This is a genomic window from Sphingorhabdus contaminans (assembly GCF_007280415.1).
Classification (GTDB): domain Bacteria; phylum Pseudomonadota; class Alphaproteobacteria; order Sphingomonadales; family Sphingomonadaceae; genus Sphingorhabdus_B; species Sphingorhabdus_B contaminans.
In genome coordinates this window covers 832,236-853,512 of the sequence record NZ_VKKU01000002.1, presented here as the reverse complement: position 1 = coordinate 853,512, position 21,277 = coordinate 832,236, and the positions used below count along the sequence as shown (strand labels likewise).

Below are 21,277 nucleotides of genomic sequence, written 5' to 3'. Positions count from 1 at the left end.
GCGCAACTCCGTAATCAACGCTCCTTTGTTGCGCTGAATTTCAGATCCGGATGCTTTTCCTGCTGGTAACCCACATCCCATGCCGATTTGGCCATGAAGACGGGATGGCCGTCGCGATCCTTGGCCATATTGCCGGCATTGAAAGATGCAAATTGTGCCAGCGCGCTGTCCGGGCCGACCAGCCAGCGGGCTGTGTCATACGGCGCTGCTTCTAAAAAGGCATCGACCTTATATTCCGCCTCGAGACGGGAAATGAGCACATCAAGCTGCAATTGCCCGACCACGCCGATAACCCAGTTAGAACCGACTTCCGGATAGAATACCTGAATGACTCCCTCTTCGCTCAGATCGTCGAGGGCTTTGCGCAATTGTTTGGTCTTGGTGGGGTCGCGCAGCACAACCCGGCGCAGGATTTCCGGCGCGAAATTGGGAAGACCAGTAAAGCGAACATCGTTCTTTTCCGACAAGGTGTCACCAACGCGCAAGGTCCCGTGGTTGGGAATGCCGATGATATCTCCAGGCTCGGCACTGTCGGCGATTTCACGGTCCTGTGCAAAAAACAGGATGGGCGAGTGGATAGCAACCGGCTTACCGAGGCCCGATGGGGTCAATTTCATGCCCCGTTTGAACGTTCCGGAGCAAAGCCGCATAAAGGCAATACGGTCCCGATGCTGCGGATCCATATTTGCCTGCACCTTGAAGATAAAGCCCGTGACTTCCTTGGCAGAAGGATCAATTTCGCCTTTCGAACTGGGTTGCGGACGTGGCGGCGGTGCGAAAGCGGCAATGGCGGTGATCAGTTCGATGATGCCGAATTCTTTCAGGGCAGATCCGAAATAAACCGGTGTCAGATCACCGTTCCGAAAGGCGGTAAGGTCAAATTCGGAATAGCCTGCCTGCGCAAGCTCCGCCTCTTCGCGCAGACGCGCAACTCCTTCTGCGGACAACACCTGGTCCAGACTGGTTGCATCCAGGCATTCATGGTCACTGCACATGCCTTCAAATGCCCTGCTGTCCCCTGAAGGCTGGCTCAAGCGGCCGGTGGTAAAATCAAACAGCCCTTCAAATTCTCCACCCATGCCGACGGGCCAGTTCATCGGGCAGACGTCCAGCGCAAGTGCATCGGCAACCTCGTCAATAGTTTCGAATGCCGGACGCCCCTCACGGTCCACCTTGTTTACAAAGGTGATGATCGGTACCGAGCGCAGGCGGCACACTTCGAACAATTTGCGGGTCTGTGGCTCGATACCTTTTGCCGCATCGATCACCATGATCGCGGAATCAACAGCGGTGAGGGTCCGGTAAGTGTCTTCCGAGAAATCCTCATGCCCGGGCGTATCTAGCAGATTGAAGACAATGCCATCCTTCTGGAAGGTCATGACCGAAGAAGTAACGGAGATTCCGCGCTGCTGTTCGATTTTCATCCAGTCCGAACGCGCCCGTCGCGCTTGCCCGCGCGCCTTGACTTCACCGGCAAGATGGATTGCGCCGCCTTGCAGCAAAAGCTTTTCGGTCAACGTCGTTTTACCGGCGTCAGGGTGGGAAATGATAGCAAATGTTCGGCGGTTCAGCGTCATGCGCGCCGCTTAGAGGGATTTGTCCGCAATTGGAACCGGTAACCGAGCGGATTGGGGACAGCTTTACCGTTTCAAGCCATGGGTCAGGAAATCTGCAGCAATCTGGGCAACCTCGTTCGCGTCGCGATCCTCACCCATTACGCCATAGCGCAGACCCAGAAACACGTTCATGCCGACAATTGCCCAGGCGTGCACTTCTTCGACATCTGCGCGGACCTGTCCTTTGGTGGCGGCATCTTTCAGACTGGCGATATAGCCCGCCACGGTATTTTCATAATGTGCGCGGTAGCTGGGCGGATCGACAAACTCCGCCTCGTCGATAATCCGGTATAATTCCTTGTGCCGCCGCACAAAGCGCAAGAATTCGGCTAGGCCCTTGCGCTCACCGTCGAGACGGTCGGGCTCGGCAGCCATGACGGGGCCAACGGTGTTGCGCACCCGGGCCGACATGTCGCGAACGAGCGCCTGGAACAATGAATCTTTCGAATCGAAATAGGTATAAAAGCTGCCCAGAGCGACGCCCGCGCGCTGCGTAATGCTGACCACCGAGCTTTCATGAAAACCCTTTTCCCCAAACTCGGCCGCAGCTGCATCCAGCAGCAGGCGCAAGGTTTTGCGCCCTCGTTCGGTACGGGGAGTTTTGCCAGCGGGCGTCATTGTTGCTGATATGCCACGTTCGGCGGGCATTCTCCAGCTTTCCTCTCACTACAAGTTGAAACATGGTTCAACTTTCACTATAGCCCATTTCCAGAACGGGTAAAGACCCGCTTTTCTGCAGGAGAGTGACTTATGAAATCCCCTAAAATCTCTTTCATTCGCGCAGCTTTGCTGGCCGGCATTGCCACACCCGGCCTTTTTGTGGCCATGCCCGTGATGGCGCAAGATGCGGCAGAGGCCGATAATGCGGGTGATGAAATCATCGTCACTGCACGTCGCCGCGAAGAAAGTCTTCAGGATGTACCTGTTGCCGTCAGCGCCTTTTCTGGCGAGGCGCTCGAAATGCGGGGCGCTCTTGACCTGACCGATGTGGGCAACATCACGCCCAACACCACTCTCGAAACGTCACGCGGTAGTAACTCGACCTTGTCCGCATTCATCCGCGGCATCGGGCAGCAGGATCCGGTGTCGGGTTTCGAACCGGGCGTCGGTATTTACCTTGACGATGTTTATCTGAACCGTCCGCAGGCCGCCGTTCTCGATATCTATGATGTCGAGCGCATCGAGGTTTTGCGCGGCCCGCAAGGCACACTTTATGGACGCAACACTATCGGTGGCGCCGTGAAATATGTGACCAAGCGGCTGCCGCAGGACGTGTCCGTTGCCGTGCGCGCAACGGTTGGCACCTATGGCCAGGCTGATGGTGTCATTACAGCATCGGCACCTATTGGCGATATTGTGCGTGTCGGCGCCAGCGTTGCCCGCCTGTCGCGTGGCGGCTTTGGTGACAATCTGACGACGGGTCGGGAAAATTACAACAAAGACGTTTGGGCTGCCCGTGGCACCATCGAACTTGGCGGCTATGGCGCGCCTGTGTCTGTTCGTATCAGCGGCGACTACAGCCGCGACAAGAGCGACCCGCGCGGTGGACACCGTTTGATCCCAGGGCTGTTGTCCGGTGCACCCGTGCTGGACGATGTCTATGATACGCGCGGCGGTCTCGTTGATCCGGAGCAGGACATCAAGGCCTACGGACTGGCCATGAACATTTCGGTGGACCTTTCGGAAAGCCTGACGCTGCGGTCAATCTCTGCCTGGCGTAAGGATGATACCTTCACGCCTATCGATTTCGACGCACTTCCGGCTGTCGATGTCGATGTTCCCGGCGCCTATTTCAACGAACAGATCAGCCAGGAAGTGCAGCTGCTCGTCGATGCAGGCCCGTTAAACGGCATGATCGGCGCCTATTATCTTGATGCGACCGCCGACACCCTGTTTGACGTCCGTCTGTTCACCACTTTGAACGGATTGACGGCGTTTACAAATGCCGCGGTGGATACGGAAACCTATGCCGTATTCGGCGATTTCACCTATGATTTTTCCGATCAGTTTAGCCTGTCGGTCGGTGGGCGCTACACATGGGATACCCGTACAGCCAACATTCTTCGTCAGAACTATCTGGGTGGCGGATCGCCTTTCTTTGGCGGTGCTGGCGTTCCGTTCGGGGCGGCCAGCACAAACTTCAGCGGCAAGCGCAGCTTCAACAAATTCACCCCGCGCGTGTCGGTCAGCTTTAAGCCGACCCCTGACCACAATATCTACGCCAGCTACAGCCAGGGCTTTAAAGGCGGCGGTTTTGATCCCCGCGGCGTGGGCGCAAACGCGCCTGACCTCAACGGGAACGGTATCCGGGGCGAAAATGATGAAGTCGCCGCATTCCTGAGCTTCCGTCCCGAAAGCGTCGACAGCTATGAAGTTGGCTATAAAGGCAACCTGTTTGATGGCGGGCTGACTTTTGCACTGGCCGGCTTCTACGCCGACTACACCGATGTCCAGATTCCGGGTTCGGTTGCTTGCATTGTCGGCGGACTACCATCTTTCTGCGGCGTCACATCGAATGCGGGCAAGGCAACGTTCAAGGGCGTGGAACTCGAATTCAACGCGCACCTTGGCGAAAATTTTGCCACCGATGGTGACAGGCTCAATCTGTTGGGTGCAGTCGGATATATTGATGCCAAGTTCGACGAATACATCACCAACATCGCGAATGTGCCCACAGATGTTGCTCAATTCCGGCAAATCCAGAACACACCGGATTGGACCGCCAGTGCAACCTTGGCCTATATGACACCCCTAGGTGCGGGCCGGTTGAATCTAGGTACAACCCTGTCCTACCGCAGCAGCACCAACCAGTTTGAAATCCCCAATTCGTTTATCGACCAGTCTGGCTATGCATTGCTGGATGCCAGCATCGTGTACACATCGCCTGACGATAAATGGAGCATCGGCATTCACGGCAAGAACCTGACCGACAAGCAGTATAAAACATCCGGCTACAGCTTTATCGCCGCTAACGCGACGACCGGTGTTCCAACACTCGGCGTTAACGGTTTGCCGATTGCTTCACTGGGCCGTGAAGGAACGCTCACCGCATTTTACGGCAACCCGCGCCAAGTATTCCTGACGGCCGGTTTAAAATTTTGAGAAAACAAGATCGTTAGAAAAGTGAAAGGCCGGGGCAGCAATGCTCCGGCCTTTTTCTTTAGCCTCTTAACTGAGCACCCTGTTTAGACGCCGCTGCTATTATCCTGTCGGAGATCGCTTTCAGATCTTCGTCACTGTAGCTTTTCTCAACTGGTTGCAGCGTCACCTCAAATGCCAGTGATTTCTGGCCCTCTGGGACTCCTTGACCGCTGAACTGGTCAAACAGGCGGACATCGACGATATTCTGTTTGTCGGCTGCTCTAATCGAACGGCCCAAGTCGCCGCTGGGCATGTCTTCCGGTACGAGGAAGGCAAAGTCACGGGTAACTGCCTGCAATGCCGGCGGTGTAAAGGCCGATCGCATGATGCTACTGCTCTTCTTAAGCGGAATAGCATCGAGAAAAATTTCGGCCGCGACCACTGGTCCGTCCATGTCAAAGGCCTTGGCGGTGACCGGATGGACGGCGCCAAATGCAGCCAGAACATTTTTGGGTCCCATGCGCAGCGTTGCCGACTGGCCGGGATGATAATGCTCTCCGGCCTCTCCCATTAACATCAAACCTTCGGTCGCCACTCCTGCCGCAGCCAGAAGAGCCAACACTTCTCCCTTGGCATCAAAAGCATCGAAACGGGTTGCCTTGCCACTCGCCCAGTTGCGCTGCGCCTTTTCACCGGCAAGGACAAAAGCTGCAGTAAGGTGTTCCGTTTCCGCAAGATAGCGACGACCGATTTCAAACAGCCGCACCGAGGACGCGCCCCTGTTCATATTCCGCTGAGCCGCGGAAAACAGTCCAGGCAGCAATGACGGCCGCATGACCTTCATATCTTCGCTGATCGGATTTGCGAGCGACCAATGGCCGCCGCCAAATGCATTGGCTTCCTTCTCCGGGAGGAATGACCAGTTAATGGCTTCGTTCAAACCACGCGCCGCTGCCGTGCGACGAACCTTGCGCTCAATCTTCTGCATGGCGGTTGCGGTCGGCTTCGCCACTCCTTCCGCACGGGGCAGCGGAGTGGAAGGCACATTGTCCAGCCCGACCATGCGGACTACCTCTTCAACTATATCCGCGACACCTTCGACGTCTCGGCGCCAACTAGGCGGCGTGACTTGCCAATCTGGCGTCAGTGAAAAGCCCAGCTTTTCCAGAATGTTGCGCTGTTCGTCGCCCGAAACGTCAATGCCACCAAGCCGCAGGCAGTGTCCCGGGTCGTAGGAAATGTTGCGCGGCGCAACTGGTGGCGTTCCTGCGCGCGTGATCGCACTGGGCTTCCCTCCGCAGTGATCGAGCACTAGCTTGGTTGCGATGGCAAGGCCATCATCCAGAAATGCCGGATCAACGCCACGCTCAAATCTTTGGCGGGCATCGCTGGTCAACGTCAGTTTCTGCCCCGTACGAGCGATATGCTCTGGCGTGAAATAGGCGCATTCGATCAAAACATCGGTGGTGCTTTCAGAAACGCCTGAATGCTCACCCCCCATGACACCACCGATATCGTGGACCATGGTGTCATCGGCGATTACGGTCATGCTGCTATCGAGCGTATAGGTCTTGCCATTTAACGCCAGCACCTCTTCCCCGTCGGTTGCCTTCCGCGCTACAAGCGGGCCGTTCAGCTTTGCCCGATCATAGACGTGCAGCGGACGGCCCAGATCAATCGAAATAAAATTGGTGATATCGACGAGGACCGAAATCGGCTTCTGGCCAATTGCGTGCAACTTGTCCCGCATCCACTGCGGAGCGGGTCCGTTGGTGACGCCCGCTACAGCTTGTGCGTAAAAGGCAGGGCAACCTTCGGGGTCGAGCGTCGCAATTTCGGGAGCGGGATCGTCGCCGGAAATGGGAGCGAGCGAGTCCATGCGATATACTTCGTACAGCGGACGAAGTTTACCCAATCCAGCAGCTGCCAGATCGCGTGCAATGCCGCGGACGCCCATACAATCCTGTCGGTTAGGTGTGATGCTGACATCGATTACCGGATCGTCCAGACCTGCCCACTGCGCATAAACTTGGCCAACCGGAGCATTTTCGGGAAGCTCGATGATACCATCATGGTCGTCACCCAGTTCAAGCTCGGCAATTGAACACATCATGCCGTTGGATTCGACGCCGCGGATGGCGGCAACTTTCAGCACCATGCCATTAGCCGGAACGACGGCACCGGCAGGGCCAAAAACCCCCAGCAAGCCCGCACGCGCGTTAGGGGCACCGCAAACCACCTGCACCGGTTCACCGCCTGTATCGATGGAAAGCACCTGCAGCTTGTCCGCCTGCGGATGCGGGGCAGCGGTCAGCACGCGTGCAATTCGGAAGTCTGCCAATTTGTCGGCGGGGTTGTCGATACTCTCCACCTCATGCCCAATGCGGTTAAGCATATCGGCAACGCCATGCACGTCAGTGTCGGTTTCCAGATGCTCCTTGAGCCAGCTTAGAGAGAATTTCATGCTGATACTCCTCCGCTCAGAGTGGGAACATCCAGCGCGGAAAATCCATAATGCTTTAACCAGCGCAGATCGCCGTCGAAAAAGGCGCGAAGATCATCCATGCCATATTTCAGCATCGCGAGACGGTCGACACCCACACCAAAGGCAAAGCCCTGATAAACGTCCGGATTGAGACCACAGGCGGAAATGACTTTTGGATGGACCATGCCGGAGCCTAGAAGCTCCATCCATCCCCCGGTGCCACCAAGGATACGTTTGCCATTTTCCAAAGAGAAGCTGACATCGACTTCCGCCGAAGGTTCGGTAAAGGGGAAATAACTTGGTCGCAAACGGATGGTCAGGTCATCCCGTTCGAAAAAGGCTTTAAGGAAGGTTTCCAGCGTCCATTTCAGGTGGCCCAGATGGATGCCCTTGTCGATGACCAGCCCTTCAATCTGGTGGAACATCGGGGTGTGCGTCGCGTCGCTGTCGCTACGGTAGACGCGTCCGGGGGCGATGATCCGGATCGGGGGTTCCTGTGACGTCATGGTGCGGATTTGCACAGGTGAAGTATGCGTGCGCAGCAGCTTTGCCGCACCATCCGCGCTTGCAGGAAAGTAGAATGTGTCATGCATGGCGCGCGCCGGGTGGGTCTCCGGAATATTGAGTGCCGTGAAATTGTGCCAATCATCTTCAATTTCCGGACCCTCGGCTACGGCAAAGCCCATGTCCGCAAAGATTTCGGCTAGTTCGTCCATGACCTGGCTGACTGGATGTACGGACCCCTGCACTAGGGCGGGCGCAGGCAAGGTCATGTCCAGCCGCTCTGTCGAAAGCCGGGCATTGAGAATTGCAGTGTCCAACGCTGCCTTTTTTGCAGCGAGCGCTTCGGTTACGGTTTCGCGCAGACCATTGATCAATGGTCCGCGCACCTGACGCTCTTCGGGTGACATGCTGCCCATCGTTTTCAGCAGCGCCGAGACGCTCCCCTGTTTACCGAGCGCGGCAATCCGGACGGCTTCAAGGGCTTCGGGTGACTCAGCGGCCGCAATGGCGGCGGTCAGTTCATTTTGTAAGGTTGCAATGTCTGTCATCTCGGTTCGCCTGCATAAGCAAAAGGGCGCGAACGGCAAGTGCCGCCCACGCCCTTTTGCGCATTTTTCGAAGTTGGAGGTTTAAGCTGCCTTCGCCAGCGCCGCCTTCGACTGCGCGATGATGGTGCTAAACATGGCGCCTTCGTTCATGGCGAGGTCGGCAAGTACCTTACGGTCCAGTTCGACACCGGCCAGCTTCAGTCCGTGCATGAATACGCCATAGGTCATACCTTCGGCGCGTACAGCAGCGTTGATGCGCTGAATCCAGAGAGCGCGGAAATTGCGCTTGTTTACCTTACGGTCGCGATAGGCATATTGGCCTGCCTTTTCGACGGCCTGCCGCGCGACGCGGATGGTATTTTTGCGACGGCCATAATAGCCCTTCGCCTGATCCAAAATTCTCTTATGTTTGGCTTTGGTGGTCACACCACGTTTGACGCGTGCCATAATCTATATCCTTTCGTGCAAATGATCGCCGGTCTTACAGACCGTAGGGCGCCCATTTCTTGATTGTCTTGGCATCGGGATCCGAGATCACGCTGGTGCCACGGTTCTGGCGGATATATTTCGCATTGTGGCTGCTCAAACGGTGCCGCTTTCCAACGACGCCATGTTTGATCTTGCCGGTTGCGGTGAGCTTGAAGCGCTTCTTCACACCGCTCTTGGTCTTGAGCTTGGGCATTTTGGTCTCCTTTGTTGAGTCCGTATCAAGCCGACATGGCAGCCCTATTGGCCAGCCTGCTTATTCGGAAGGCGCGCGCCTAGCGGGATTCGGGCAGGAATGCAAGTAAAGAAGGCATATAACCCGAAGCATAAGCCTCGACCTAATGATTGTCCGACAAACCTGGCCCTTGCAGCGCTTGTAAAGGATGTCCGACATGTTCGGCACGCGCCAAAGTGGCGGCAATGCTGATCGGGCGTGGCATTGCGAGATACTGGCCAGGAGACATGCCCATAAATTCCTGGAAATCGCGGTTAAAATGCGCCTGATCGAAATATTGGTCGTCCAGTGCGGCGGACCATTTCAGTTCAGGATCCATCATGACACTGCCCAGTGTACGAAGAAACCGCTGACGACGCAGAAGCCTTTTCGGGGGGAAACCGAATACGCGGCGCGACAGGCGTTCCAAACGTTGTTGGCCGATCCCTGCCACATTCGCCAGATCGGCAACGCTGCTTATGTCGGGATTCGCCAAGGCTTCGTGGATATTTTCAATCTCGATTTCCAGAGGGTCTGCAATGGTAATCTGTTCCGATAACATGCGGTCAAACAGGGCTGCGATTTCTTGCGGATCGTTCAGTCCTTTCAATTCGGTCCAGATTTTCTGGAACAGGGAAAACTCGGGAACCGTTTCCAGCTCGCCAACTTTATTGGCCCAACGTTCAGCAGGGCACCCGACCAGCCGATACCAGCCGAGCGGCAGCAGACCAATGCCGATGAGCTTCAGTTCTTCGAAGAATATACGGGCGGCTTTACCGGTCGGACCGGTCAGATTCACATCCGGTGTCAACAATGGTGGCTCACCGACGATACTGCCCCGTGAAGATCCGGATACGGTGTAATGCACACTGGCCCATTCCGGATGCAACAAGTCTTCGAGTTCACCCCTATCACTCTTGAAATCAAAGAAATAATAAGTAGAAACATAGCGACGCAGCGCATGCGCTGGCAGGATGAAATGGACCGGACTGATGCGTTTCAGTGGTCGCATTGGAGCGCCTCCAGCACGTCTTCTAAGCGTGCGGGGTCGCCCACGGCGATAACATGACCACTAACATCTGCGTGAAGGGGTTCTCCCGACCAATCGCTCATCATGCCACCCGATCCTATTATTACCGGCACTAAAGCAGCAAAATCGTGCAGCTTCAAGCCAGCTTCCACCACGATGTCGATATGGCCGCTCGCCAGAAGGGCATAATTGTAGCAGTCGCCACCGAACAGCATGCGCTTATGCGCCGTTTTGGCGGCGAGGGCCATGAAATGGTCCCCGTCATGTTGCGTAAAATACTGGGGTCCGCTGGTCGCCAGCGTCGCATCCGACAGCGAACGGCAGCCGCGCGTCTGCACCGCATTCCCGTTGAGGGTAGTCGGATAGCCGGCCGCCCCCACCCAACGTTCGCGGTTGATGCACTGGTCGATCACGCCCAGCACCGGCCAGTTTTCTTCCATAAGCGCAATCAGCGAACCGAATATGGGCCTGCCGGCCATGAAGCTGACCGTGCCGTCTATCGGATCGAGCACCCAGGTGCGGCCGGACGTCCCCGGCTTTTCCCCATATTCTTCGCCGATAATGCCATCGCGCGGGCATTCGGCGTCCAAAATGCGTCGTATCGCGGCCTCTGCCGCACGGTCCGCCTCGGTTACCGGCGATGCGTCCTCTTTCGCCTCATGCGCAAAGCCGGAGCGGAAAAAAGGCCGGATCGCCTCGCCCGCTGCATCGGCAAGCCTGTTGGCAAGAAGGATATCGTCCGACTTCATCAGTCGAAAAGGGAACTGACCGAGCTTTCATCGGCGATCCGCTTGATAGCCTCGCCCAAGAGCGGCGCGATGGGCAGCTGCCGTATCTTTTCGCTGTCATTCGCAGCGTCGGAGGCCAGGATCGAATCGGTAATCACCAGTTTGCGCAGCGACGATGCATTGACGCGGTTGACCGCCTCGCCCGAAAGAACGCCATGGGTGATATAGGCAACCACATCCGAAGCGCCCGCGGCCTTCAGGGCATCGGCCGCATTGCACAGCGTTCCTGCGCTGTCAGCGATATCGTCGATCAGAATGCAGAAGCGGTCCTTCACATCACCGATGATATTCATCACTTCCGACACGCCCGCCTTTTCACGGCGTTTGTCGACGATAGCGAGCGGCGCATCCTCCAGCCGCTTAGCCAGCGCCCGGGCGCGGACCACACCGCCGACGTCGGGTGAAACCACAGTGATATTCTTGTCGGCATGACGCGACAAAATGTCGGCGCTCATAACCGGCGCGCCATAGAGATTGTCGGTCGGAATATCGAAAAAGCCCTGGATCTGCCCGGCATGCAGATCAACCGTCAGCACGCGGTCGGCACCTGCCTCGGTGATGAGATTGGCGACCAGTTTGGCGGAAATCGGTGTGCGCGGGCCGGGTTTGCGGTCCTGCCGGGCATAGCCGAAATAGGGAAGAACGGCAGTGATTCGCTTGGCCGAGGCGCGCCGCAACGCGTCGATCATGATCAGCAATTCCATCAGATTGTCATTTGCAGGGTGGCTGGTCGACTGGATCACAAACATGTCTTCGCCGCGCACATTCTCATGGATTTCCACGAAAATTTCATTGTCGGCAAAACGGCGGACGCTGGCATCTGTAAGCGGCAGGCCCAGATATTCGGCAATCCCCTTGGCCAAAGGCAGGTTGCTGTTTCCCGTTATCAATTTCATGCGCGCGTTCCCCGAAAATCCACCTTGCAGGTTTTCCGGCCGCTCTAGCGAGAGACAGACGCCCTGACAATCAGCTTGCCCCGTTACATTGTGGACAATAGACAGGGGCAATGACAGACCAGCTCACAATCGCCATGGCCCAGATCAATCAGCGGGTCGGTGACCTGTCCGGAAATGCAGCGGCAATGCTGGCATGGCGCGCCAAGGCGCCGGGTGTGGATCTGATTGTTTTTCCGGAACAGCAACTCATTGGCTATCCGGCCGAGGATCTTGTCCTGAAGCCGGTTTTTGCAGCCAAGGCAGCCGCGCAACTCGCCGAACTCGCGCTTGCAACAGCAGATGGCGGACCTGCGATGCTTGTCGGGTCCATTTTTGTGGACGGCGGTGCGCTTTATAACGGGATTGCATTGCTTGACGGCGGACGCATCGTCGCGGTGCGGTACAAGCATGAGCTGCCCAATTACGGCACCTTTGACGAAAAGCGCATTTTTACGCCCGGGCCGTTGCCGGAACCTGTCGAATTCAGGGGGGTCAAGCTGGGCCTGCCGATATGCGAGGATGGCTGGCTGCAACCTGTCTCGACACATCTCGCCAAACAGGGCGCCGAGATTCTGATTTCAGCCAATGGCAGCCCCTATGAAATTGACAAGGATGACCGCCGTCTGGAGCATATCTTTGCAGCCCGTGTCGTCGAGACCGGCTTGCCATTGCTTTTCCTGAACCGTGTCGGCGGGCAGGATGAGCTTGTCTTCGACGGCAGCTCGTTTGTCCTCAATGCCGATGGAACGGCCGCGCACCGTTTGCCCGACTGGACAGAGGAACTGCGCGTGACCCATTGGCACCGCAAGGGCACCGGTTGGGTATGTGAAGCCGGTGAACTGGCCATCTGGGAAGATCATCCTGCCGACATTTACAGTGCGATGGTGACGGGCCTGCGCGATTATGTCGATACCAACCGCTTTCCCGGCGTGGTGCTGGGCCTGTCCGGCGGTATCGACAGCGCCATTTGCGCGGCGATCGCCGCCGATGCTCTGGGTCCCGACCGTGTTTGGTGTGTCATGCTGCCCAGCCGTTATACGAGCCAGTCCAGCCTCGATGATGCCGAACAATGCGCGCGCATGATCGGCTGCAGACTGGACACCATCCCGATTTCCCCTGCGGTCGATGCCTTTGACGTCATGCTTTCAGACAGTTTTGCCGATGCAAAGGTCGATATCACCGAAGAAAATGTGCAATCGCGCATCCGGGGCGTAACGTTGATGGCCTTGTCCAACAAATTCGGCCACATGCTGATGACGACAGGCAATAAGAGCGAAATGAGCGTGGGGTACGCCACCATTTATGGCGATATGGCCGGTGGCTATAATCCGATCAAGGACGCCTATAAAATGACGGTGTTTGCCATTTCCAAATGGCGGAACGCCAACAAACCCCGGATCGGACTGGGTCCGGACGGACCGGTCATGCCGGAATCCATCATCACAAAGCCGCCCAGTGCCGAGTTGCGCCCTGATCAGAAGGACAGCGATTCCCTGCCCGAATATCCGGTCCTCGACAAAATGCTGCATGCTTTGGTCGAGGAAGAATTGTCGGTCGACGAAGTAGTCGCCCGCGGCTTTGACCGCGCCGATGTAACGCGGATCGAACGACTGCTCTATCTGGCAGAATATAAGCGCCGGCAAGCACCGCCCGGTGTCAAACTCGGCACCCGCAACTTTGGACGTGACCGGCGCTACCCCATTACGAACGCTTTTCGCAGCGCGTAAGGCGGGCGCGCAGCAGCGCACGGTTTCCGCTTGCTTATTATTAGATATAATATAACATAACTTTTGCGAGACGAGTCCGGAGTGGTTCGTTGCTACGCATGGCTCCGGCCCCTTTCGCCATAACTGGGAGAGAGGAGACCCGATATGAGTTATGTACAGGAAACGCGGCGTACCAGCAGTTTGGGGATGGGTGCCGCCATATTGGTCAATGGATCGATCATTCTGGCTGTGGCGTTATCGCCGATCATTGCCGAACGAGTTCCCATTCCGACGATCATTCACGGCACCAATATCCCCGAAGAGAAACCTGTCAAAAAGGATCCTAAGCCGGACGACAATGTCGCAAAACAGGCAAAACCGATATTTGCGCCCGACCCTATCATTGAAACAAAGATGCCGCCCGATCCCGGCCCTATTACAACCAGTGATAAGCCCGATACAGGCTCTATCGGAACGGCTGCGGGGGGTGATGACGAACTGGGCTCCTCCTTGGGAACCGATTCCAAAATACCGACACCCATTTTCAAGGCAGCGTTGCGTGATCCCCGCTTTGCGAAGGATTTCCAACCTGATTATCCCGTCGGCAAATTGCGACTGGAGATTGAGGGCAGTGTAACGGTCCGCATATTGGTGGGTACCGATGGACGTGTCCGGCAGGTGCAGATCCTGAACGCTACAGATCCGGACTTTGCCCGCGCAACTGAAAAGCAGGCTTTACGGGCATGGCGTTTCAAGCCCGCGACGCGCGACGGAATACCCGTTGAAGATTGGCAAACACTGACCGTCCGTTTCGACATCAAGTAGAACAAAATGTGCGGCCTGACCCCAGGACACTGGAAATCAGGCCGCACCCCGCCTATTGAGCGGATATGTCCTTTTTCAAAGATGTCTCGCTCAAAAGCGCCGGTTCCGACCTGATCGGGTTCCTGCGAACGTCGGGAAACCACAGTCCCTGGTTGTTTCTCGCCGCATGCGTGCCGACGGCTATCATCATCTACACATTTTATCTCGACACCCTAGAAAAAGGAAAACCGCCTCCACGCGAGATCATTTACGTCGAAAGCTGGCCCGCGACACGCACGATCAAAGAATCGAAGGCTGCGATTGCAGAGCGGCAGAAGCTGAAAGACGAGATGATTGCCCGTGAGAAAGAGGCTTATAAAGCCTTCGGTCGCGCCGTAGGCATGGATGTTGACCGGATCGAGCGTGAGGCGCGTGCCGAACAGGCTGCGCAAAAAGCGGAGCAGGAAAATCAGCGCGCAGGAGCGGACAAATAGCAACGCGCGCCGACCATCATTATATGGCTGCGGCGCTGGCCCTGGCCGAGCGCGGCGTCGGCCAGACCGGAAACAATCCTTCCGTAGGGTGCATAATTGTGCGGGACGATGTCATTATCGGCCGTGGCTGGACCCAGAATGGAGGGCGTCCGCATGCCGAGGCAATGGCGCTCCAGCAAGCTGGCTCTGCTGCGGCCGGCGCGACTATCTACGTGACGTTGGAGCCGTGTGCACATCAATCCGAACGTGGTCCGGCCTGTGCACAATTGGTGCGCGATGCACGTCCGGCAAAGGTGATCGGCGCCATCAACGACCCGGATGCGCGCACCGCCGGACAGGGCTTCGCATTACTGGCGGAAGCAGGAATTGCTATTGAAGTTGGCGTCATGGCGTCGGAGGCGCGACGGCAATTAGCCGGATTTTTCAGCCGGTTGGAGCGTGCACGTCCCTTTGTCACGCTGAAGATGGCGACATCACTGGACGGCCAGATCGCGCTCGCAAATGGACAAAGCCGCTGGATTACGGGCGAATATGCCCGTGCCCATGCCCATGTCGAACGAGCTCGGTGCGATGCAATATTGGTAGGCGCAGGGACGGTCCGGATCGACGCCCCCCGGCTGGACGTACGGATCGCCGGCCTCGAATCACGCAGCCCCCGCAAAATTATGCTGGGTAGTGGCGATGCGCCGCAGGGCTGGGAAGTGCTGCGCAGCCTCGATGATCTTGGGCAGCTCGGCTGCAACACGCTGCTTGTGGAAGGGGGGGCGAAGACGGCGTCCGCCTTTCTGCGCGCGGGTCTTGTGGACCGTCTGCTTCTATACCGTGCGCCTATATTGATCGGCGCCGGAACGGCCTGTCTTGGCGATATAGGTCTCGGCAATCTCGATGCGGCACATGGGCGGTGGCAGATTTCCCTATCGCGCCGTCTTGGCAAGGATAGCATCGAAGTCTACGACGCCCTTATCTAGGGTCAGGACCTATTAAGAGGCGCAACTGAAATGTTTACCGGCATCATTACCGATATTGGCACTGTCACCTCTGTTGAGCAGCGTGGTGATCTGCGCATGGTCATCACCTGCAATTACGACATGGACAGTGTCGCCATTGGCGCATCCATTGCCTGTTCGGGGGTTTGCCTCACTGTCGTGGACAAGGGTGAGGGATGGTTCGCCATTGACGCATCGGCGGAAACAATTTCGCGCACTGCCCGTGGACTGTGGCAAAACAGCGCGCGGCTGAACCTCGAACGCGCGTTAAAAGTGGGCGACGAACTTGGTGGCCATATCGTTACCGGCCATGTCGACGGAATTGGCCAGATTATTGCGAGCGATCCCGTAGGGGATAGCTGGAAAGTCGTTGTATCAGCGCCCGCCGCGCTTGCACCCTATATCGCGGCAAAGGGTTCGATCACCGTCGACGGCATTTCCCTGACGGTGAATGAAATTGAAGACCAGTCGGACCAGACCGCGCATTTCACGCTCAACATCATTCCGCATACGGCCGAGATGACGACGCTGGATAGCGTGCATGTTGGCCGCGAAGTCAATCTCGAGATCGACGTCCTCGCACGCTATCTCAAGCGGATGGAAGATTTACGCGCCCGTTAAAAGGGCAGCCAGCGCTGCTTCTTTGAAAATTTCATATAGCCGACATTGGCGCCCAGCCGCAGTCCTGCACCCACGCGGATGGGAATGAGGACAACGTCGCCGCGCCGCAGATAGCTGGCGTTAAATCCGCCTACCAGATAGGCGACACCTTCGCCCGAGGGGAAGCGTTTGTAGATATCTTCCGTATCGTAAAGATTGTAGACGAGCACGAAGGTGCTGCCGGCATTAGCGCCTGCGTCGAATCCGATTGAAGGACCCGTCCAGTAGACCGGCCTTTGCCCCTCAATCTTGTGATTCAGTGTTCCCGAACCGTAGCGCAGACCAACAACCAAGGCTCCGCCGCCTTCGCGACCGACAATATAGCCATTGGGCCGGCCCTGCTTTTTAAGAATATCTTCGATCAGCTTGCCCAGGCCCTGGGCGCCTTTGCCAAAGACACCTTCGGCAGCGCCAATCAGATCGTCTTCCTGATAGGTGTTCTGGTCCGCAGCAGGTGCAGGCGTAATCATCTTGTCCGACGGTGCGGGCATCGGGGTCTCGGTCGGTACACCGTCCTGGACCGTCACATTCTGGTCGGCCGGGGGGGATGCAGGCGGAGTGCCAAGATCTGCGTCAATGGCCTCGTTAGGATCAACCGTTGTAATCTGGGCGCTGGATGGCGTGGCCACAAAAAGCGCCAGTGCCATCATAAACAATGCCTGTTTCATCATTGCTCCTATTCCCTGTTTATGTGCCCGATTGCGCATGGCGCACACCTCCCGTCAAAAATGGCCTAAACTTATGAATCTTGTAGATGAGCGCACAATGAACGGGCGACCACCCGAGTCCTATTTGCGCCAGAGCGAATCTAGGCGCGCAATTTTGCCGGTGCGGTCATTCATCCATCAATAACCGTTGCAGCCCCCGAATTGCGACGCTATAGGCCCCCGATGCCAAGCGCGCAGGAGACGTGGGTGAGTGGCTGAAACCAACGGTTTGCTAAACCGTCGTACTGGTAAATCCGGTACCGAGGGTTCGAATCCCTCCGTCTCCGCCAGTTTGTGGCTCCTTCGACAGGTGAAACCGCGCTAAGATATGTCCAGAAAACGTAAAGCCCCACCGCGTTTTGCCGCTCTCCGTGCAAAGCCGCCTCTGTTCTGGGTCAAGCTGGTCAGTATCGCCGCCATCACCTGCACTCTTGCATGGCTGTCGTTCATCCACGCCGTCGCCAATATCACCTGGCAGCAAAATCCCGATCTGGCGTTGCGCTTTGTGCCCGATCATCCGCTGGCCTTGTCGCGCAAGGCCGATGAACTCTTTGCGGCCAAGCAGGACCCGGCGACTCTGGCGAAGGTTGAGGCGATGGCAAAGCAATCGCTTCGCGGCGGTGCGCTGAACCCGGTGGCGATCCGTTTGCTGGGTTATGTTGCCGATGCGCGCGGGGACCGGAAAAAGGCGCGGGAATTCATGCTGTTGTCCCAGAAGGTATCCCGGCGCGATTTTGGAACGCAGCTCTGGCTGATCGAAGATGCAGTTGCGCGGAACGACAAGAAGCAGGCGCTGTATCACTATGATATCGCCATGCGCACGACGCCCAGCAGTTTCCCGCTGCTGTTTCCGACACTGACCGGCGCGCTGGATGATCCGGAGGTACGCGCAGGTCTGGCGCCCTATGTTAAGGCCGCGCCGGAATGGCTTCTGTCGTTTCTGCCCCATGCGATCGGGACGATGGAGAACCCGTCATATCTGGTCGACGTGTTGCTGAAAGCAGGTCCTTTGCCGGATCGGCCTGAATATCGGGACCAATCCAATTATCTGCTCTCGACTCTGGCAAACAAAGGCCAGTTTTCGGCCTTTGAGCGCTACTATGCCAGTTTGCCGTCGGTGCGGCCAAAGGCGCTGCAGACCGCCGCGATGAACAAAGACACCGTCAATCTGCGCTACCCCGCTGCCGGTTGGCAGCTCACCGAGAATTCGGCGATCGGCGGTGCATTTTCCGAAGCTGACAAGCGGGGCGCGTTTACCCTGTCGGCCTTTGCGGGGTCTGGTGAACGGGGCGAGTTGATGCGTAAACTTCTCTTCCTCAAGCCCGGATCCTACCGGTTTACGGCGCAATATGATGCGCAATCGAGCGCTCCTGATTCGGAAATCCGCTGGGATTTGTCGTGTGTTTCGGCGAAGGGGAATAGCGGCAAATGGTTTACGTCACGGACCGTGCAAGCGGGGCGTAGTGGTGATGTCCAGAGCTTTACGCTGGGTGCCGACTGTCTGCATCAGTTGCTCCAGCTTCAATTGGCAGGAGGAAGCGGACAATTGGGGGCTGAATTTGTGCTCCGCTCGGTCCAGATAACCCCCGTTCGTTAACCCGGCTTACGCTTCAGCCGCCTTTCGAGGCCGATGTTCAGTGCCGGCTCCGGCGGTGATGAAGAGGACGGCGGCCTCCCCCGCGACATCGGCGGTATGCCAGGTTCCGGGCGGGTTTACGGCATATTCATGGGGTCCCAGAGTCACAACCGAGGTCGACCCGTCGGCATTTTCCTGATGCAGGGTAATTGCGCCGCTGAGGCATAGCACCACCTCGTCGCCCAAGGGGTGCATTTCCCAGCTGTCCCAGCTTTCGCTGAAGCGGTGGATGGTGACAAGCCGCCCTTCCGCCCCGTCCTTCGCGGTGCGGGCGGCATAGCTTTCATACCATTCCATGCCGGTAAAAGGCGGCTGCACCAGCGCCTGAGCACCCAGCCCGAGATGCAGGGGACAAGTTTCCAGATCATAAACATCCCGGGCCATGGCGCTCTCCTTAAAATAAGGGGTGATTTCAGGTCATGATGAAAGCGTTCAGCTTGTTTCCATCCGGATCACGGAAATAGCCGGCGTAGAAATTGTCGCCCCGGGGTCCGGGAGGGCCTTCGCAGGTCCCGCCATGGGCCAGGGCCAGTTCGTACAACCGGTCCACCTGTTCCTTGTCCTTTGCCTCCAGCGCGACCATCACGCCATTGCCAACGGTGGCCGGATTGCCGTCATAGGGCTTGGTCAAACCGATCCCTGCCGCACCGCCGGGCTTGCCCCATGCAATGAAGCCGTCAAAGTCCATCATCCGCGGCGTATCAAGTTCCGCGGCCAGTGCGTCATAGAAAACAGCCGCACGCGCAAGGTCGTTCGTACCTAAGGTAACATATCCAATCATCGAATCTCTCCCAAAAGAAGAAGAGAACATTATAAGAACATTCCAACAGAGTCAATCAGCCCGTGGGGGCCAGCTTGTCCTGTGTTTTCGTGTCGAAATCGCTCGCATCATGCCGTTCGTGCAACTGGCTGGCAGGGTCGCCCATGACACGATTGACCATTCGCCCGCGTTTCACCGCCGGACGCTCGGCAATCAGGTCGGTCCAGCGGATCACATTGTGATATTCGTGCACCGACAGGAATTCGCCAGCCTCATAGATCAGCCCTTTGACAAGCGCGCCATACCAGGGCCAAATCGCCATGTCGGCGATGCTATATTCGTCGCCCGCCATATATTCCCGATCTGCAAGGTTCCGGTCGAGCACGTCCAACTGCCGCTTCACCTCCATCGCGAAACGGTCGATGGCATATTCGAACTTGAACGGCGCATAGGCATAGAAATGGCCAAACCCGCCACCCAGATAGGGGGCGCTGCCCATCTGCCACATCAGCCAGTTGATGGTTTCGGTGCGCTTGTGATGCTCGGTTGGCAGAAATGCGCCGAACTTTTCGGCCAGATAAAGCAGGATCGACCCTGATTCAAAAACCCGTGTCGGCTCCGGCGTCGAATGGTCGAACAGCGCCGGGATTTTCGAATTGGGATTGGCCTCGACAAAACCGCTCGAAAACTGGTTTCCGTCGCGGATGTTTACCAGCCAGGCATCATATTCGGCACCTTCATGGCCAAGCGCCAATAACTCTTCCAGCATCACGGTCACTTTGACCCCGTTCGGCGTCGCCAGCGAATAAAGCTGCAGCGGATGCTTTCCGACCGGGCAATCCTTTTCGTGCGTTGCACCTGCAATTGGCCGGTTGATATTGGCGAACTGGCCGCCATTTTCCTTGTTCCATTCCCAGACTTTGGGCGGCGTATAGTCGGAAAAAGTCTGCGTCATACTGAACTCCTGAATGATGTCGGGCGGATATTAGCCTCTGCCATCCCGAACGCCATAGCAAAAGAAACGACCAGCAAAGGCCGCGTGAAGCAATAGCACTTGACGTTTACGTAAACTGGAGGTTTAATTGGCCAATTAAGGTTTTTGGGAGAGTATCCATGTCCGCAACCGTTGAAATCGCCAATGATATTGCCCTGATCCGCATGGACGATAACAAAGCAAATGCGATCAATTTCGAAATGATTGCGGCTGTCAACGCGGCGCTGGACACCGCGGAGGCGCAAGCAAAGGCAATCGTTCTGGCAGGACGCGAAGGCCGCTTTTCGGGCGGGTTCGACCTCAATGCCTTTGCGACGCTGGGGGCCGACGGGGTTTACAAGCTGCTGGACGCTGGCGCTGAACTCCTGCTCCGCCTCTATGGCGGTCCCCTGCCGGTCGTTGCGGCCTGTACCGGACATGCCATTGCGATGGGGACGTTCATACTCCATGCCTGCGATACCCGCATCGGGGCATCAGGCGCCTTCAAAATCGGGGCAAATGAAGCGGTAACCGGAATGCAGCTACCTGTTTTTGCCATGGAACTCGCCCGCGACCGCCTGAATCCCACGCATCTGACCCGCGCGATGATCCAGGGTTTCATCTATGATCCGGCCGGTGCCGTTGAAGCGGGCTATCTCGATATGCTTGCCGATCCGGACAAGGTGGAGGCAACCGCCCTAGCCGTCGCCGGACAATTGGCCCAGTTGCCCGCCCCCTCCTATGCGTGGAACAAGAAGGCGATCCGCACGAAGACGCTCGACCGGATCCGGTCCAGCATCGGGGCGCACCACAAGGTTTGAAATCCGGGTTGTGCGGGTGGAGGGGGCTCACCCCCCTCGCCAA

At 57.1% G+C, this 21,277-nt stretch carries 21 protein-coding genes and 1 tRNA gene; 9 read left to right on the top strand and 13 right to left on the bottom strand.

The genetic code is table 11. The features are described 5' to 3' along the window. Nucleotides 1-14: 14 nt before the first annotated feature. Both FOM92_RS12295 and FOM92_RS12290 read right to left on the bottom strand, forming a co-directional pair. On the bottom strand, nucleotides 15-1,577 hold the full coding sequence (locus FOM92_RS12295) for a peptide chain release factor 3 (RefSeq protein ID WP_143777151.1): 1,563 nt from the start codon (nucleotides 1,575-1,577) through the stop codon (nucleotides 15-17). Nucleotides 1,578-1,640: 63 nt separating this feature from the next. Next, complete coding sequence (locus FOM92_RS12290) at nucleotides 1,641-2,264, bottom strand: TetR/AcrR family transcriptional regulator (protein WP_246087278.1); 624 nt, start codon at nucleotides 2,262-2,264, stop codon at nucleotides 1,641-1,643. Between the two features lie 102 nt (nucleotides 2,265-2,366). Here FOM92_RS12290 and FOM92_RS12285 point away from each other — a divergent pair, with 102 nt between their 5' ends. After that, nucleotides 2,367-4,718, top strand: coding sequence for a TonB-dependent receptor (locus FOM92_RS12285; RefSeq protein WP_143777150.1), 2,352 nt, complete (start codon nucleotides 2,367-2,369; stop codon nucleotides 4,716-4,718). Nucleotides 4,719-4,776: 58 nt separating this feature from the next. On the opposite strand, the gene pheT is transcribed toward FOM92_RS12285, so the two are convergent. The 7 genes from pheT to FOM92_RS12250 form a co-directional block, all read right to left on the bottom strand. After that, nucleotides 4,777-7,161, bottom strand: a complete 2,385-nt coding sequence (gene pheT, locus FOM92_RS12280; protein WP_143777149.1) for a phenylalanine--tRNA ligase subunit beta — start codon at nucleotides 7,159-7,161, stop codon at nucleotides 4,777-4,779. Further along, nucleotides 7,158-8,234 (bottom strand): phenylalanine--tRNA ligase subunit alpha, encoded by a 1,077-nt coding sequence (gene pheS, locus FOM92_RS12275; protein WP_143777148.1) that lies wholly within the window; start codon nucleotides 8,232-8,234, stop codon nucleotides 7,158-7,160. Before pheS ends, pheT begins: the two co-directional genes overlap by 4 nt. An 81-nt stretch (nucleotides 8,235-8,315) precedes the next feature. Next, nucleotides 8,316-8,681 (bottom strand): 50S ribosomal protein L20, encoded by a 366-nt coding sequence (gene rplT, locus FOM92_RS12270; protein ID WP_143777147.1) that lies wholly within the window; start codon nucleotides 8,679-8,681, stop codon nucleotides 8,316-8,318. A gap of 34 nt (nucleotides 8,682-8,715) precedes the next feature. Further along, nucleotides 8,716-8,916, bottom strand: coding sequence for a 50S ribosomal protein L35 (rpmI, locus tag FOM92_RS12265; protein ID WP_143777146.1), 201 nt, complete (start codon nucleotides 8,914-8,916; stop codon nucleotides 8,716-8,718). Between the two features lie 142 nt (nucleotides 8,917-9,058). Further along, complete coding sequence (locus FOM92_RS12260) at nucleotides 9,059-9,946, bottom strand: helix-turn-helix domain-containing protein (protein WP_143777145.1); 888 nt, start codon at nucleotides 9,944-9,946, stop codon at nucleotides 9,059-9,061. Beyond that, complete coding sequence (locus FOM92_RS12255) at nucleotides 9,934-10,713, bottom strand: inositol monophosphatase family protein (protein WP_143777144.1); 780 nt, start codon at nucleotides 10,711-10,713, stop codon at nucleotides 9,934-9,936. Before FOM92_RS12255 ends, FOM92_RS12260 begins: the two co-directional genes overlap by 13 nt. Then, nucleotides 10,713-11,648 (bottom strand): ribose-phosphate pyrophosphokinase, encoded by a 936-nt coding sequence (locus FOM92_RS12250; protein ID WP_143777143.1) that lies wholly within the window; start codon nucleotides 11,646-11,648, stop codon nucleotides 10,713-10,715. The genes FOM92_RS12255 and FOM92_RS12250 overlap by 1 nt, the downstream gene beginning before the upstream one ends. Nucleotides 11,649-11,758: 110 nt before the next feature. On the opposite strand from FOM92_RS12250, the gene FOM92_RS12245 reads away from it, so the two are divergent. The 5 genes from FOM92_RS12245 (at nucleotide 11,759) to FOM92_RS12225 (ending at nucleotide 16,298) form a co-directional block, all read left to right on the top strand. After that, nucleotides 11,759-13,414 (top strand): NAD+ synthase, encoded by a 1,656-nt coding sequence (locus tag FOM92_RS12245; RefSeq protein ID WP_143777142.1) that lies wholly within the window; start codon nucleotides 11,759-11,761, stop codon nucleotides 13,412-13,414. A gap of 144 nt (nucleotides 13,415-13,558) precedes the next feature. Beyond that, nucleotides 13,559-14,218 (top strand): energy transducer TonB, encoded by a 660-nt coding sequence (locus FOM92_RS12240; RefSeq protein ID WP_143777141.1) that lies wholly within the window; start codon nucleotides 13,559-13,561, stop codon nucleotides 14,216-14,218. Between the two features lie 65 nt (nucleotides 14,219-14,283). After that, nucleotides 14,284-14,691: a hypothetical protein gene (locus FOM92_RS12235; protein WP_143777140.1), complete on the top strand. Its 408-nt coding sequence runs from the start codon at nucleotides 14,284-14,286 to the stop codon at nucleotides 14,689-14,691. After that, complete coding sequence (gene ribD / locus FOM92_RS12230; protein WP_281285624.1) at nucleotides 14,688-15,659, top strand: bifunctional diaminohydroxyphosphoribosylaminopyrimidine deaminase/5-amino-6-(5-phosphoribosylamino)uracil reductase RibD; 972 nt, start codon at nucleotides 14,688-14,690, stop codon at nucleotides 15,657-15,659. Before FOM92_RS12235 ends, ribD begins: the two co-directional genes overlap by 4 nt. Before the next feature lie 30 nt (nucleotides 15,660-15,689). Continuing rightward, a complete protein-coding gene (locus FOM92_RS12225; RefSeq protein WP_143777138.1) occupies nucleotides 15,690-16,298 on the top strand; it encodes a riboflavin synthase in 609 nt (202 codons plus the stop codon). Here FOM92_RS12225 and FOM92_RS12220 read toward each other — a convergent pair. Further along, nucleotides 16,295-17,008 carry a DUF1134 domain-containing protein gene (locus FOM92_RS12220; RefSeq protein ID WP_425473388.1) on the bottom strand — a complete coding sequence of 238 codons (714 nt, stop codon included), beginning with the start codon at nucleotides 17,006-17,008 and terminating at the stop codon, nucleotides 16,295-16,297. The two genes, FOM92_RS12225 and FOM92_RS12220, sit on opposite strands and share 4 nt — an antisense overlap. A gap of 233 nt (nucleotides 17,009-17,241) precedes the next feature. On the opposite strand from FOM92_RS12220, the gene FOM92_RS12215 reads away from it, so the two are divergent. Together FOM92_RS12215 and FOM92_RS12210 are read left to right on the top strand one after the other, a co-directional pair. Further along, nucleotides 17,242-17,334 (top strand) — tRNA-Ser (locus tag FOM92_RS12215). A gap of 38 nt (nucleotides 17,335-17,372) precedes the next feature. Further along, nucleotides 17,373-18,641 carry a hypothetical protein gene (locus FOM92_RS12210; RefSeq protein ID WP_143777137.1) on the top strand — a complete coding sequence of 423 codons (1,269 nt, stop codon included), beginning with the start codon at nucleotides 17,373-17,375 and terminating at the stop codon, nucleotides 18,639-18,641. Between the two features lie 6 nt (nucleotides 18,642-18,647). On the opposite strand, the gene FOM92_RS12205 is transcribed toward FOM92_RS12210, so the two are convergent. From FOM92_RS12205 to yghU, 3 genes are read right to left on the bottom strand one after another with little or no spacing between them, the layout of a single operon-like run. Next, nucleotides 18,648-19,064: a cupin domain-containing protein gene (locus FOM92_RS12205; protein WP_143777136.1), complete on the bottom strand. Its 417-nt coding sequence runs from the start codon at nucleotides 19,062-19,064 to the stop codon at nucleotides 18,648-18,650. Nucleotides 19,065-19,092: 28 nt separating this feature from the next. Next, on the bottom strand, nucleotides 19,093-19,461 hold the full coding sequence (locus FOM92_RS12200; RefSeq protein ID WP_143777135.1) for a VOC family protein: 369 nt from the start codon (nucleotides 19,459-19,461) through the stop codon (nucleotides 19,093-19,095). Nucleotides 19,462-19,516: 55 nt separating this feature from the next. Then, nucleotides 19,517-20,395 (bottom strand): glutathione-dependent disulfide-bond oxidoreductase, encoded by an 879-nt coding sequence (yghU, locus tag FOM92_RS12195; protein ID WP_143777134.1) that lies wholly within the window; start codon nucleotides 20,393-20,395, stop codon nucleotides 19,517-19,519. 158 nt (nucleotides 20,396-20,553) lie between these two features. On the opposite strand from yghU, the gene FOM92_RS12190 reads away from it, so the two are divergent. Then, nucleotides 20,554-21,234 carry a crotonase/enoyl-CoA hydratase family protein gene (locus FOM92_RS12190; RefSeq protein ID WP_143777133.1) on the top strand — a complete coding sequence of 227 codons (681 nt, stop codon included), beginning with the start codon at nucleotides 20,554-20,556 and terminating at the stop codon, nucleotides 21,232-21,234. Nucleotides 21,235-21,277: the final 43 nt, after the last annotated feature.

Coding starts and splice junctions, on each gene's coding strand:
- FOM92_RS12295 (WP_143777151.1), bottom strand. CDS start 1,577: ATGACGCTGAACCGCCGAACATTTGCTATCATTTCCCACCCTGACGCC.
- FOM92_RS12290 (WP_246087278.1), bottom strand. CDS start 2,264: ATGCCCGCCGAACGTGGCATATCAGCAACAATGACGCCCGCTGGCAAA.
- FOM92_RS12285 (WP_143777150.1), top strand. CDS start 2,367: ATGAAATCCCCTAAAATCTCTTTCATTCGCGCAGCTTTGCTGGCCGGC.
- pheT (WP_143777149.1), bottom strand. CDS start 7,161: ATGAAATTCTCTCTAAGCTGGCTCAAGGAGCATCTGGAAACCGACACT.
- pheS (WP_143777148.1), bottom strand. CDS start 8,234: ATGACAGACATTGCAACCTTACAAAATGAACTGACCGCCGCCATTGCG.
- rplT (WP_143777147.1), bottom strand. CDS start 8,681: ATGGCACGCGTCAAACGTGGTGTGACCACCAAAGCCAAACATAAGAGA.
- rpmI (WP_143777146.1), bottom strand. CDS start 8,916: ATGCCCAAGCTCAAGACCAAGAGCGGTGTGAAGAAGCGCTTCAAGCTC.
- FOM92_RS12260 (WP_143777145.1), bottom strand. CDS start 9,946: ATGCGACCACTGAAACGCATCAGTCCGGTCCATTTCATCCTGCCAGCG.
- FOM92_RS12255 (WP_143777144.1), bottom strand. CDS start 10,713: ATGAAGTCGGACGATATCCTTCTTGCCAACAGGCTTGCCGATGCAGCG.
- FOM92_RS12250 (WP_143777143.1), bottom strand. CDS start 11,648: ATGAAATTGATAACGGGAAACAGCAACCTGCCTTTGGCCAAGGGGATT.
- FOM92_RS12245 (WP_143777142.1), top strand. CDS start 11,759: ATGACAGACCAGCTCACAATCGCCATGGCCCAGATCAATCAGCGGGTC.
- FOM92_RS12240 (WP_143777141.1), top strand. CDS start 13,559: ATGAGTTATGTACAGGAAACGCGGCGTACCAGCAGTTTGGGGATGGGT.
- FOM92_RS12235 (WP_143777140.1), top strand. CDS start 14,284: ATGTCCTTTTTCAAAGATGTCTCGCTCAAAAGCGCCGGTTCCGACCTG.
- FOM92_RS12225 (WP_143777138.1), top strand. CDS start 15,690: ATGTTTACCGGCATCATTACCGATATTGGCACTGTCACCTCTGTTGAG.
- FOM92_RS12220 (WP_425473388.1), bottom strand. CDS start 17,008: ATGATGAAACAGGCATTGTTTATGATGGCACTGGCGCTTTTTGTGGCC.
- FOM92_RS12210 (WP_143777137.1), top strand. CDS start 17,373: ATGTCCAGAAAACGTAAAGCCCCACCGCGTTTTGCCGCTCTCCGTGCA.
- FOM92_RS12205 (WP_143777136.1), bottom strand. CDS start 19,064: ATGGCCCGGGATGTTTATGATCTGGAAACTTGTCCCCTGCATCTCGGG.
- FOM92_RS12200 (WP_143777135.1), bottom strand. CDS start 19,461: ATGATTGGATATGTTACCTTAGGTACGAACGACCTTGCGCGTGCGGCT.
- yghU (WP_143777134.1), bottom strand. CDS start 20,395: ATGACGCAGACTTTTTCCGACTATACGCCGCCCAAAGTCTGGGAATGG.
- FOM92_RS12190 (WP_143777133.1), top strand. CDS start 20,554: ATGTCCGCAACCGTTGAAATCGCCAATGATATTGCCCTGATCCGCATG.